We start from the raw sequence: 13,054 nt of genomic DNA, 5'->3' as shown, positions 1-13,054 counted from the left end.
TAGTTTTCGCTGGGTCCAATGGCGGCAGCGCTCAGCGCACCAGGCACGGACGCTTGTTGTTGAAGATCCAGCCCGGGATCAGGTACTGCATCGCCGCCGCGTCGTCGCGGCTGCCGAGACCGTGCTTGCAATATAGCTGGTGTGCGGCGTCGAGTGCGTCGAAATCGATGTCGATGCCCAGCCCCGGTCGCTGCGGCACGGCAACCCGCCCCCCCACGATGCGCAGCGGCTCGCGCGTCAGGCGCTGGCCGTCCTGCCAGATCCAGTGTGTGTCGATGGCAGTGATATTGCCCGGCGCAGCCGCCGCCACGTGCGTGAACATGGCCAGCGAAATATCAAAGTGGTTGTTCGAGTGCGAGCCCCAGGTCAAGCCCCATTCCGCACACATCTGGGCGACGCGCACCGAGCCGCGCAGGGTCCAGAAATGCGGATCGGCCAGCGGAATATCGACCGACCCCAGCTGGATGGCATGCCCCATCTGCCGCCAATCGGTGGCGATCATGTTAGTCGCCGTCGGTAGGCCGGTCGCGCGGCGGAATTCGGCCATGACCTCGCGGCCGGAGTAGCCGCCTTCGGCACCGCACGGATCTTCCGCATACGCCAGCACGTGGCCCTGCCCTTTGCACAGGCGGATCGCCTCGTCCAGCATCCAGGCGCCATTGGGATCGAGTGTGATGCGTGCATCGGGAAAGCGCTCGGCCAGCGCAGTCACCGCGGCGATCTCGTCCTCGCCGCGCAGCACGCCGCCCTTGAGCTTGAAGTCCTGGAAGCCGTAGCGGGCGTGGGCGGCTTCCGCCAGACGCACGATGGCTTCAGGTGTCAGCGCTTCTTCGTTGCGCAGGCGGAACCAGTCGTCGCTGGCGTCGGCCTCGCTGCGATAGGCAAGATCGGTACGCTTGCGGTCGCCCACGTAGAACAGGTAGCCGAGCATTGCCACGCTGTCGCGCTGTTGGCCCTCGCCCAGCAAGGCGGCGACCGGCACGTTCAGGTGCTGGCCGAGCAGATCGAGCAAGGCAGCTTCAATGGCCGTGACCGCGTGAATGGCGATGCGCAAGTCGAAGGTCTGCTGGCCGCGCCCGCCCGCGTCGCGGTCGGCAAAACGCTGGCGCACGGTGCCCAGCACATCCTGCCAGCGCCCGAGCGGCTGCCCGATCACGAGCGCTCGCGCATCCTCCAGCGTGCGGCGGATGCTCTCGCCGCCGGGCACTTCGCCAAGACCGGTGCCGCCGGCGCTGTCTTCGAGAATGACGATGTTGCGCGTGAAAAACGGGCCATGCGCGCCGCTCAGGTTCAGCAGCATGCTGTCGTGGCCGGCCACCGGCACGACACGCATTGAAGTGACCACGGGCGTGTCGCCGTGGTTCAAGGGGGTTTGGCTCAAGATTGTCTCCTTCATGATGCAGTGTCTGTCAGGCCGGTGCACGACCGAGGCTGGGCCGCTTGGGGTCATAGGTCCAGCCCGGCACGAGATATTGCATCGCCATCGCATCATCGCGCGCCCCGAAGGAAGTCCCCTTGGGGGAGGCGCCAGTACCGAGCTGCTGGTACAACGCATGGGCCTGCATCACGCGGTCCATGTCGATCTCGATGCCAAGCCCCGGCCGCTGCGGCACGGCAACCTCGCCGTTCACGATACGCAACGGCTCGCGCGTCAGGCGCGCTTCGCCCTCCTGCCAGATCCAGTGTGTGTCGATCGCGGTGATCTCGCCGGGCGCAGCGGCGGCCACGTGGGTGAACATCGCCAGTGAGATGTCGAAGTGATTGTTGGAGTGAGAGCCCCAGGTCAGGCCCCATTCGTCGCACAGCTGCGCAACACGCACCGAGCCCTGCATGGTCCAGAAATGTGGATCGGCCAGAGGGATATCGACCGCCTGCAGCGGCACCGCATGCCCGAGCTGGCGCCAGTCGGTGGCGATCATGTTGGTCGCCGTCGGAATGCCGGTCGCGCGCTTGAACTCGGCCATCACCTCGCGGCCGGAATAGCCCGCCTCGGGACCGCAGGGGTCTTCCGCATAGGCCAGCACATGCCCCTGCCCCTTGCATAGCGCAATGGCTTCGGCCAGCGACCACGCGCCGTTCGGATCCAGCGTCACGCGCGACTGCGGGAAACGCGCCTTGATGTCCGCAATAGCCTCCATCTCGTCGGCGCCGGCCATCACACCGCCCTTGAGCTTGAAATCGGCAAAGCCGTAGCGGTCCGTCGCGGCTTCCGCCAGGCGGACGAGTTCAGCCGGCGTGAGCGCGGCTTCGTGGCGCAACCGCAGCCAACCGTCCGGCGTACCCGAGCCGTCGAGATAGGGCAGATCCGTCTTGCGACGGTCGCCCACGTAGAACAGGTACGCCAGCATGCGTGCGGCATCGCGCTGCTGTCCGTTGCCGAGCAGTTCGGCCACCGGCACGTCGAGGTATTGGCCAAGGAGGTCCAGCAGCGCCGCTTCCACGGCGGTGATGACGTTGTCCATGCGCAGGTTGATCTCGTGCGGCTGGCGCAGCACCGCCGCCTCCGACGCGGACGTCACCTGATGCACGGTGGCCTGGTGCGCCGTGCGCCCCTGCCCCGACAGCGTGTGCCGAATGCTGTTCAGGATACCGTTGTAGCGCCCGATGGCGCGGCCCACCACCAGCGGCCTCACGCGTTCGAGCGTCTGCCGGATGCCTTCGCCGCCCGGTACCTCGCCCACGCCAGTGCGCCCGGCGTTGTCGTTCAGGATCACGATATTGCGGGTAAAGAACGGTGCATGCGCGCCGCACAAATTCAGCAGCATGCTGTCGTGCCCCGCCACCGGAATCACCTGCATCTCGGTGAGCACCGGCGTTTCCGCTCGGGTGCCGCCGCCTGTTTCTTCAAATACCACTTCCAGACTCCTGATTTCGACCGTTTATTTCAGTTCAACCCGCTTGATGTCACCGACCATGAACAGATAGCAGACGATGGCCACCAGCGCATGCGCCCCGACATAAACCAGCGCGCCGTTGAACGACCCGGTCTGATTGACGATATAGCCAACGACGATAGGCGTGGTGATGCTTGAGAGATTGCCGAAGGTATTCAACAGCCCGCCGGAGAGGCCCGCGATCTGCTTGGGCGCGGTATCGGAATTCACCGCCCAGCCCAGCGCGCCCAGCCCCTTGCCGAAGAACGACAGCGCCATGATGGCGACCACCAGCGCCTGCGCATCGACATAGTTGCAGATCACCATGCTCATCGACAGCAGCATGCCCAGCACGATCGGCAGCTTGCGCGCCAAAGACAGCGAGGCGCCGCGCCGCAGCAGCGCATCGGACAGGATGCCGCCGAGAATGCCACCCAGAAAGCCGCACACCGCAGGCACCGAGGCGACGAAGCCTGCCTTCAGGATCGACATGCCGCGCGCCTGTACCAGGTACACCGGGAACCAGGTGATGAAGAAATAAGTGAGCGCATTGATGCAGTACTGGGCAATGTAGATGCCCATCATCATGCGGTTTTTCAGCAACTGCTTGATGTAGCGGAGGTTCGGCCCTTGCGTCTTGGCTGCGCCGCCGCGATCCATGTTGACCAGCGCACCGCCCGCTTCGATGTAATCAAGCTCTGCGCGGTTGGCGCGCGGGTGGTCTTTGGGATCGTGAACGAATACCTTCCATGCCAGCGCCATCAACATGCCGACCACGCCCATCACGACGAACACGGTGTGCCAGCCGAAGCTGTGCACCAGCCACGCCATCAGCGGCGCGAAGAACACCGTGGCGGCGTACTGCGCCGAATTGAAGATCGCCGAAGCCGTGCCGCGCTCGTCGGCCGGGAACCACGCGGCAACGATGCGGCTGTTGGCGGGAAAGGATGGGGCCTCGGCCGCGCCGACAAGGAAGCGCAGGCAGAAAACCACGGCAATCGCCGCAGCGCCGGTAAAGAAGCCGACCGCCCCCTGCGCCAGCGTGAACAGCGACCAGAAGAAAATGCTCAGCGCATACACGCGCCGGGATCCGAAGCGGTCCAGCAGCCAGCCGCCCGGAATCTGCGCGATCACATACGCCCAGCCGAATGCGGAAAAGATGTAACCGAGCGCAACTGCGTCGATACCCATCTCCTTCTGCATGGCCGATCCGGCGATCGAGATAGTGGCGCGATCGGCGTAGTTGATCGTCGTCGCGATAAACAACATCGCGAGAATCATGTAGCGGGCGCGGCTCATGCGCTCGGTGCGCGGCACGCTTTGTCCACCCACTGCGGGGGCTTTGATATCCATCGTCTCCTCCTGTTCACGCCGCGGTGCGGTCACACGCGCGGGCTGCTGACCGCCGGGCTCTGATCGGCCCGGCTTTTCAGTGTTGTTTCACACGCATACGGATTGCCCTGCTGTCAATGCGACTGGCTCAGGGTGCACTCCATTGGCCGTCCACCAGCCGGCGCAGATGCAGCGGATTATCGTCGCGCAGCGCAGCAGGCAGGAGTTCGGGCGGCAAATCCTGATAGCAGACCGGGCGCAGGAAACGCTCAATCGCCGCCGTGCCGACCGACGTGGTGCGTGCATCCGTTGTCGCGGGCCACGGGCCGCCGTGCACCATCGCATGGCAGACTTCGACGCCGGTGGGCCAGCCGTTAGCCAGAATCCGGCCCGCCTTGCGTTCCAGCGTCGGCAGCAGCGCGCGCGCCAGCGCGGCGTCAGCCGCGTCCAGATGCAGGGTGGCGGTCAACTGCCCCTCCAGCGATTCGGCGATGGCCCGCAGCGTGGCAGCATCGGCGCAGCGTACCAGCAGCGCACTCGCGCCGAAAACCTCTTCGTGCAAAGCCGGATCGGCAAGGAAGCTGGCGGCATCGGTCGTAAACAACGCGGCGCGGCCGCGATTGGGGCCGGACGGCTCGACGCCGCGCGCCACACAGGCGACCTGCGCATGCGCCGCGAGCCGGGCAGCCCCCTGCTCGTAGGCCGCGTGAATGCCCGGCGACAGCATCGTTTGCGCGGCACAGGCGGTCAGCGCCTCGCCTGCCGCCGCAATGAAGGCATCCACATCCGGGCCATCGACCGCCAGCAGCAGGCCCGGGTTGGTGCAGAACTGGCCCGCGCCCATCGTCAACGATGCGGCGAACTGCCTGCCCAGATCGCCCGCGCGCTTGGCAAGGGCACCGGGCAGCAGAAAGATCGGGTTGACGGCGCTCAGTTCGCCGTAGACCGGAATCGGCTGAGGACGTGCCTGTGCCATTTTCAGCAGCGCCAGCCCGCCCGCGCGCGAGCCGGTAAAGCCGACAGCCTGGATGCGCGGATCGGACACCAGCGTGCCAGCCACGTCGTTGTTCGCAAACACCAGCGAGAACACGCCTTCGGGCAGCTCGCATGCCGCGACCGCCGCCTGTATCGCCCGCCCCACCAGCGCCGACGTGCCCGGATGCGCCGGATGCGCCTTGACCACCACCGGGCATCCGGCCGCCAGCGCGGACGCCGTGTCGCCGCCCGCCACTGAAAACGCCAGCGGGAAATTGCTCGCGCCGAACACCGCGACGGGCCCCAGCGCAATCCGTCGCTGGCGCAGATCCGCACGCGGCAGCGGCTTGCGCTCGGGCAGCGCGGGATCGATCCGCACGCCCGTGGCATCCCCCGCGCGCACGACGGACGCAAACAGCCGGAGTTGATGGCAGGTGCGTGCCCGTTCGCCTTCGAGCCGCGCGCGCGGCAGCGCGGTCTCCGCCATGGCTCGTTCGATCAGCGTATCGCCAATGGCTTCGATGTTTGCTGCAATGGTTTCCAGGAAAGCCGCGCGCGCCTCGGGCGCACTTTCACGGTATGCGTCAAAAGCGGACGCGGCAAGCGCGCAAGCGTGCGCGACATTCGCCTTGTCCGCCAGCGTGAAGGCCGGTTCCAGCGATTCGCCGGTCGCGGGATTGACGGCGAACAGCGCACCAGCAGCGCCCGGCACCGTCGCTTCGCCCAACAGAAGATTGCCGCTCAGAGACATGCTTCGACCTCAGCCACGCGGGACACCAGCGCCGCGAGCTCGGCGATCTCGGTCTCGGTCAGATCGGTAAGCGGCGTGCGCACCGGGCCGGCATCGCGGCCCACCACCTTCATGCCGGCCTTGACGATCGACACCGCATAACCCCGCTTGCGATTGCGCAACGCGATGTACGGCAGCACGAACGCCTTCAGCATGGCAAATACCTTGGCATGGTCGCGCGCACGCACGGCCTGATAGAAGTCCAGCGCGAATTGCGGCACGAAATTGAAGATGGCCGACGAGTACGTCGACACGCCCATTTCCAGATACGGCAGCGCGAAGGTTTCCGCGGTGGGCAGGCCACCGATGTAGGTGAAACGATCGCCCATGCGCGCGTAGATGCGCGTCATCAGTTCGAGGTCGCCCACGCCATCCTTGAACCCGACGAGGTTCGGGCAGCGCTCGGCCAGGCGGGCCAGTGCGTTTTCGTCGAGCACCTGGTTGGCGCGGTTGTAGAGAATCACGCCCAGTCGGGTGGACTTGCACACCTGCTCGACGTGCGCGGCCACGCCGTCGCTGGCGGCTTCGGTGAGATACGGCGGCAGCAGCAGGATGCCATCGGCGCCAGCGGCTTCAGCGGCCTTGCAGTATTCGCGAGCCATGGCCGTGCCATAGCCCGCCGGGGCGATCACCGGCACGCGTCCGCCGGTTTCCTCCACCGCCGCACGCACCACGCGGTCGACCTCTGTCGGCGTGAGCGAGAAGAACTCGCCCGTGCCGCCTGCGGCAAACAGCCCCGCAGCGTCGTGGCTGAACAGCCAGTTGAGGTTGGCGCGGTAAGCCGCCTCGTCAAATGACAGGTCGGCCTTGAAATGCGTGACCGGGAACGACAGCAGGCCAGTGCCGATCTGGCGGGCGAATTCGGTAGGTGTATAGCGTGACATGGATATTCGGTGGTGGCATCGGTGGTCAAAACGTGAATAGATTCTTGCACCTGGAACGATTCAAGTCCAAGATAACGAATGACTTGATTAATACATATATTGAATCGATGTTCGACCTCAGCCAACTCCGTTGCTTCGTTGCCGTGGCGGAAGAATTGCACTTCGGCCGCGCAGCCGAGCGCCTGCACCTGACCCAGCCGCCGCTCAGCCGGCAGATCCGCCTGCTCGAACACCAGGTGGGCGCACAATTGCTGGAGCGCAGCAGCCGATCGGTCAAGCTGACCATGGCAGGCCGCAGCTTTCTGCCGGATGCGGCGCGCATCCTGCGCCTGGCGGACGAAGCTGCCGCCACGGCGCGGCGGGTTGCCGCCGGCGCGGCCGGATCTCTGGCGATCGGGTTTACGGCCTCGGTGGGTTATGGTTTGCTGCCATCGCTCGTGCGCGAGGTGCGCACGCGTTCCCCTGGGGTGCGGCTGGTCTTGAAGGAGATGGTGAGCGGCGCGCAGCTTGAGGCGCTGGACGCGCGTCAGATCGATCTCGGCCTGTTGCGCCCGCCGGTCGAACATGGGGAACTCACCGTGTTGCCGTGCTCACAGGAATCGCTGGTGCTCGCGCTGCCGGAGGCGATGGCGACGGACTGGCCTGACACGCCGACGCTGGCGGCGTTCGACCGCCAGCCCTTCCTCATGTACTCGCCCTACGAGGCACGCTACTTTCACATGCTCGTCACCCGGCTTTTCGAGAGCGCGGGGGTGCAGCCAGACATCGTGGAATACGTCAGCCAGATCCACCTGATGCTGGCACTGGTGCGCGCCGGCATGGGTGTCGCGCTGATTCCCGCTGCCGCCGCCACGCTGCGGTTTGAAGGCGTGGTCTATCGGCCCGTTCGAACCAGCCCGGCCCATCCGGTCGAACTGTGCTTCACGTTCCGCAAGGACAACGACAATCCGGCGTTCGGCGCGCTCAAGGATGTGCTGTACAAATCGGTTGCGGGGGTAGAGAGGCGCGCTTGATCATCAGAAGGAATGGCGCATGCCCAGCATGACTGCCGTTGTCCCCGTGCCAGGCGCGACGGGCTGACCGTAGGTAATCGTCGTGGTCATCGTCCCCTTGTTATTCACGTGCCCCACCTGGCCATAAATCATGGTGGTTTTGGAGAAGCGGTATTCGGCTCCGGCCGCGACCTCGGTCGAGCGGTTGGCCGAATTATTCTTGTCCTTCAGGTAATAGAGCCCGCTGGTGACCTGCAACACAGGCGTGATCTGATAGCCCAATCCCGCCGAATACATGTCGATGTTGACTGCATTTGCATTCGAAGGATTCTTGCCGTTGCTGTATGACGCGGACGCCGAGAGACCATTCTGCATCGTATATTTGGCCCCCAGATAGACGAAGCGGTTGTTGGCGACGCCGATCAGCGGTGAGCCGGTTGCGGGGTTGGTGTCATGTGCGTTGTAGTAGACGGCTGACACTGCAAGTCCATAATTCGAGTACTTGAGTATGGCCGACTCGCGCGTGCCACCCTGGAAGTGGCCCGGCGAGCCGCCCGGCGCGTATTCGACCACGGCGGACACGCCGCCGAACTTCGGCGATTCATAGACGATCGCGTTGCTGTCGTACAGCGCACCGATCGGCGCGTTGGTGTTGGTGCCGGCCCAACCCGCCGCCTGGTTCATGCCCAGCCATGCGGTCAGAATACTTCCGAAGTACTGCGCTGAACGAACGTCGGTTTCCGCCATGGCCCAAGCCATCGGCACAATCTGTCGACCCGCATTGACGGATCCGAACGGACCGGAGACACCGATGGTGGCTACCTGGTTGAAAATCGCTGTCCCGCCCGTGGTGTCAGCGAGGCCGAATTTGCCGGTTCCGGTATCGAATGAACCCTGCAGCTTGAAATTGACATGGTAGCCCCCACCAATGTCCTCCGTTCCCTTGATGCCCCAATTACTCGCATAAATGCCGCCATCCTTGAACCGATAGAGTTTCCCCTGGTTTGTCGCGACCGGACTGAACGTTGCCGCGGCCGTACTTTGATACAACACCCCGGCATCGACGTTGCCATACAGTGTCACCGACGATTGCGCGTACGCCGCACTCCCCATTGCAACCATCGCTGGTACCACAAACCATTTCAACCTCATCGCTCCTCCTTGTCTCCACTTATTTGAACTTTTCCGTTGTCTCACGGTAGTTCGGCGATTAACTCGGTGGCGCGCGGCCATACGCCGTACCCGCTGGCCGGGTTCAGATGCCCCACGGCGCCGAGGTCAACAAAACGGCTACCCCACGCGTCTGCCAGTTCCGCAACGCGCTCGATGCGTCCCAGCGGGTCGTTCGTACTGGCAGCGACAATACTCGGGAACGGCAGAACCTGACGCGGAATCGGGAACCAGCCCTGCTCACGCAGATCATCCAGACGCGGGTAGCCGTCGGGCATCGGCACTTCCAAATCCGGCGGCGTCGCCAGTAACGCACCGGCGATTTCGCGGTCGTGCTGTATCGCCCAATGCGCGACGATCATCACCCCGGCGCTGTGCGCAACAAGAATGATCGGACCTTCGATCCGCGCCACAGCGGCGTCCAGCGCGGCAACTCGCGATGCACGGCACAATTTGTCATGTTCCAGCGGGGGCACCGACCGCGCATTGGGCAGCGCGCGCTCCAGATGCGTTTGCCAGTGATCCTCTACGTGGTCTCGCAAGCCTGGAACTATCAGGATGGTGGGGGTTGAAACCGGGGTCTTCATCGCTCGTCTCTTATGAATTCGTGTGTCCTGGCCGCCGTCATGACTTTTTTGCCGCGCGACGCAGCGCGTCGAGGCGACGCAAATCGTTCGAGTAGTTCGACCTGCCGATCGCAAACGCCACCGCAGCAAGAAGCGCCATCAGCGGAATCCACTGCAGTGCCCCAAGCAGGCCGACCCGGTCGGCAACGACACCGGTGACGAAGGGACCCGGTGCCAAGCCAAGCAGGTTGTTTGCGAGCGTCAAGGTGGCGAAAGCCGAGGCATGAATCGTCGACGGCGTGAGATTCGCAACCATCGCGCCGGCGGGACCGGATGTCCCGGCAACAACAAGCATGCCGACGCCAATCAACACCAGTTGCAATGCGCCGGGTTTCACGTGGAAGCCGATCAGGAGCAAGGTGAACGAAATCAGGCAATAAGCGATTGCGGTCCCCCATTTGCGCGCCGGCACCGTCTGGCTGACCCTATCGGTCACGATGCCGCACAAGACCATCCCGACCGCGCCGATCATGACGAACATCGCAGCGCCCGCACCCGCCTTGTCGGGTGCCAAGCCGTAGTAACGATTGAGAAAACTCGGCATCCATACGAACAGGGATCCAAGAATGAACAGTTGCAGGCCGCTCCCGACGTATGCGCATACCACTGATATCGTGGAGAAGAGTCCGGCGACCAACATGCGCAAACTGCTGCACACGCCTTGCCCGTTCGGTCTTCGCTCATGGGCGTTCCGATGGTCCGAACAGATCCGCTTCTCCGTGACCACCAGCCAGAACGCCGCAGTTAGCAGAATGCCAAGCAACGCCATCGTCCCGAACGACCATCGCCAACCAAGATGTACTGCGACGACGCCACCGAGCGACATGCCGAGCACGGAGCCGAATGCGCCGCCCGCCATGAATGCCGCAGTCAGGGTGGAACGCAGATGCATCGGAAAGATACTCAGGATCAGCGCAACGCCTACACTGCCATAAGCCGCTTCGCCAAGCCCCACAAATGCGCGTGCCACAAGCATCTCACCGAAGTTCGTCGCGAGCGCACAACCCAGCGTCGCCAGACTCCAGACCGCCGCCATCGCAACGATGCCTCTGACGCGCCCCCAACGGTCAGCGATCACCGACAGCGGGAACGTCAGCAAACCGACGATCAGGGCCACCACGCCGCTCAACGAGCCGAGCCGGGTGTCCGAGAGACCCCACGCGCTCTTGAGTAACGGGAAGACCGCGTTGAGCACCTGGCGCGACATATAGTCCGACAGCAGCAAGCCAAAGGTCAGCGCGAAAACAACCCAGGCGTAAGTGCGCGGAACTGCGGGTGCGACAGAGAAATTGCCCGTAGCGGGCTCAATGCAATGAGCGTCCAAAATCGTCTCCTCCACGTTCCGGCGTCCGGGCTTTCTCTTCTGCACGCGAGTACAGCGGATCGCTTCCTGTGCTTGCCGGGGAGTCTTCTAGTCACGCGGCAACATCTGCCGCACCTGGCGCCACAATCACAATGTCACAAGGAACGCAGCGGTACATTCCTTTCACCTGACTTGCGGTTAGGCGGCAGGCCGAGCCTGGTCAACGTTTCGTCTACGGTCCGGTATTGCTCTCCGATCTTGTAGATCTTTTTTGCTTCCTTTCCGTTGGCCACTTCACGTCCCAATTCGTGTGCGATACGCACGCACTGCTCAATCTGCTGCACGGACGTCATGCGGTTACCATGCTGGTCGATGATCGTGTCTTCGATGCCGCAGCGCGGATGCAGTCCGAGGGCCATCGCCATCGTGTTGATCGGCAGGACGTTTTTCATCAGCGATTCGAGCGTGATGCAGGCCCCGTCCGGGCAACGCCGGATAAATTCCATGAAGTTATAGGGATTCGGTCCGTCGAAGCCACCTCCGATGCCAACCCAAGTGACATTGAGTGGCCCAAGATACACGCCACGCCGAATCAAGCGCTCCAGCGTTTCGAGCGCATGCATGCCAGTCAACTGGAAATGCGGTTGAACGCCGGCGGCCTGCAGGCGCTTCAGATGCTCCTCAACCCAGCCGGGTCCGGCCGGGACCGTCATTTCCCGGTACGCTTCCCAGTAGGTGGGTTCGTTCAGCGACGTCCCCTTGATGTCTTCACGATTCATGAGCTCCGTAATATTCATCTGCACCGTGTTAATCGCAACGGTTACCTGATCCGGCTTCGGCATCAACTCGGCGAGCATGTGCCGGGTGTCATCGGACAACCATTTGGCAGCCGCGCCGTCGTCTTCCGGGGCAAATGAAATGGAGCCGCCCACTTGCAGAATCATATCCGGCACGGCAACGCGCAGCCGGTCGAGCAACTCGTTGAACTTGGACAGGCGCTTGGACCCCTTGCCGTCCAGCTCGCGGACATGGAGGTGAAGCACCGTGGCACCCGCGTCGTAACAATCCACGGCCTTCTGAACGTGCTCATCCATCGAGACGGGGATGTCTTCCGGGAAATCGGCGGGCATCCATTCAGGACCGTAAGGCGCGACGGTGATGACCACTTTGTCCTGGTTTTCGGGGTGCAGGGAATCGTCAAAAAACTGCATATTTTACTCCTGGCGCATGCCTGGTCGAAGGTCAGAAAGGAATATCGCCAATGATCCCGGCACGTTCCATCTTGCGGTGGCTCGGCGGGTAGTCCATCACGGCGTAATGCTGTGTGCTGCGGTTGTCCCAGATGGCGACACTGTTTTGTTTCCAACGCCAGCGCACCTGGTATTCGGGAATGCAGGCTTGGCTGACCAAGTAGTTGAGCAACAGACCGGCGCCAGGATTGGCGTCCTGACCGAAGCGCACCCGCGCGGGCGTGTGGTAGTTCGTGAAATGCGTGGTGAAAGCGTTGACGAACAGAACCTTCTCGCCGGTATCGGGGTGGGTGCGTACCACGGGGTGTTCGGCATCCGGGAATTGCGCTTTTAGCGCGAGCCGCTTATCGATCGGCATGGCCGCGCCGAAGCTGGCCTCAATGCTGTGGCGAGCGCGTAGATCCGAGATCTGGTGCTTGATGTCCTCAGGCAGGTTCTCGTAGGCAAGTACCATGTTCGCCCACATCGTGTCGCCGCCGACCGGCGGGCACTCGACACAGCGCAGCACACAACCGAAGGGAGGCGCGTTGCGCCACGTTGCGTCCGTATGCCAGGCATTCTCGTAGCGGTCGTTGGGCTGGTCAGGTGTCTTGTAGATGCGCACGAGACCGGGGTGCTCCGGGTCGCTCCCCGCCACGGGGTGATCCTCCAGGTCTCCGAACCGACGGGCAAAAGCGACATGTGCCGCACGCGTAAAGTCCTGGTCGCGCAGGAACAGAACCCGATGCTTGACCAACGCGGCGCGGATTTCGGCAAACAGGCCGTCGTCGTGAACGGCATCGGCCAGGTTGACGCCGACCAACTCGGCGCCGATCGAAGCGGTTAATTGCTCAATTTGCATGGTTTGGTCGCTCCTCGT

11 protein-coding genes are annotated in these 13,054 nt (G+C 63.6%); 1 reads left to right on the top strand and 10 read right to left on the bottom strand.

Features of this window, described 5'->3' with window-relative positions:
* Positions 1-31: 31 nt before the first annotated feature.
* From gudD to kdgD, 5 genes are all read right to left on the bottom strand, one after another.
* Positions 32-1,333, bottom strand: a complete 1,302-nt coding sequence (gene gudD, locus PTE30175_RS15800; RefSeq protein WP_420819651.1) for a glucarate dehydratase — start codon at positions 1,331-1,333, stop codon at positions 32-34.
* A 76-nt stretch (positions 1,334-1,409) separates the two neighbouring features.
* The gene (locus tag PTE30175_RS15795; protein WP_150698133.1) at positions 1,410-2,798 is read right to left on the bottom strand and encodes an enolase C-terminal domain-like protein; all 1,389 of its coding nucleotides are present in this window, start codon (positions 2,796-2,798) and stop codon (positions 1,410-1,412) included.
* An 81-nt stretch (positions 2,799-2,879) separates the two neighbouring features.
* A complete protein-coding gene (locus PTE30175_RS15790; protein ID WP_150698022.1) occupies positions 2,880-4,226 on the bottom strand; it encodes an MFS transporter in 1,347 nt (448 codons plus the stop codon).
* A gap of 127 nt (positions 4,227-4,353) precedes the next feature.
* Entirely contained in the window at positions 4,354-5,931 is a 1,578-nt protein-coding gene (locus tag PTE30175_RS15785; protein ID WP_150698021.1) for an aldehyde dehydrogenase (NADP(+)), read from the bottom strand.
* Positions 5,922-6,854: a 5-dehydro-4-deoxyglucarate dehydratase gene (gene kdgD / locus PTE30175_RS15780; protein ID WP_150698020.1), complete on the bottom strand. Its 933-nt coding sequence runs from the start codon at positions 6,852-6,854 to the stop codon at positions 5,922-5,924. The genes PTE30175_RS15785 and kdgD overlap by 10 nt, the downstream gene beginning before the upstream one ends.
* 107 nt (positions 6,855-6,961) lie before the next feature.
* Here kdgD and PTE30175_RS15775 point away from each other — a divergent pair, with 107 nt between their 5' ends.
* Complete coding sequence (locus tag PTE30175_RS15775; RefSeq protein WP_150698132.1) at positions 6,962-7,867, top strand: LysR family transcriptional regulator; 906 nt, start codon at positions 6,962-6,964, stop codon at positions 7,865-7,867.
* A gap of 3 nt (positions 7,868-7,870) precedes the next feature.
* On the opposite strand, the gene PTE30175_RS15770 is transcribed toward PTE30175_RS15775, so the two are convergent.
* The 5 genes from PTE30175_RS15770 to PTE30175_RS15750 all read right to left on the bottom strand — a co-directional run bounded on the left by PTE30175_RS15770 (position 7,871) and on the right by PTE30175_RS15750 (position 13,036).
* Positions 7,871-8,998 carry a porin gene (locus tag PTE30175_RS15770; protein WP_150698131.1) on the bottom strand — a complete coding sequence of 376 codons (1,128 nt, stop codon included), beginning with the start codon at positions 8,996-8,998 and terminating at the stop codon, positions 7,871-7,873.
* Between the two features lie 41 nt (positions 8,999-9,039).
* The gene (locus tag PTE30175_RS15765) at positions 9,040-9,603 is read right to left on the bottom strand and encodes an RBBP9/YdeN family alpha/beta hydrolase (RefSeq protein WP_150698019.1); all 564 of its coding nucleotides are present in this window, start codon (positions 9,601-9,603) and stop codon (positions 9,040-9,042) included.
* Positions 9,604-9,640: 37 nt separating this feature from the next.
* Positions 9,641-10,951: an MFS transporter gene (locus PTE30175_RS15760; protein ID WP_224788811.1), complete on the bottom strand. Its 1,311-nt coding sequence runs from the start codon at positions 10,949-10,951 to the stop codon at positions 9,641-9,643.
* A gap of 149 nt (positions 10,952-11,100) precedes the next feature.
* Positions 11,101-12,156 (bottom strand): beta-keto acid cleavage family enzyme, encoded by a 1,056-nt coding sequence (locus PTE30175_RS15755; protein ID WP_150698017.1) that lies wholly within the window; start codon positions 12,154-12,156, stop codon positions 11,101-11,103.
* 31 nt (positions 12,157-12,187) lie between these two features.
* Positions 12,188-13,036 carry a TauD/TfdA dioxygenase family protein gene (locus tag PTE30175_RS15750; RefSeq protein WP_150698130.1) on the bottom strand — a complete coding sequence of 283 codons (849 nt, stop codon included), beginning with the start codon at positions 13,034-13,036 and terminating at the stop codon, positions 12,188-12,190.
* Between the last annotated feature and the right edge of the window lie 18 nt (positions 13,037-13,054).

The sequence above is a fragment of the Pandoraea terrae genome (assembly GCF_902459695.1).
Lineage (GTDB): Bacteria > Pseudomonadota > Gammaproteobacteria > Burkholderiales > Burkholderiaceae > Pandoraea > Pandoraea terrae.
The sequence above is the reverse complement of the archived record's forward strand: the minus strand, read 5'-3'. Positions and strand labels throughout refer to the sequence as shown.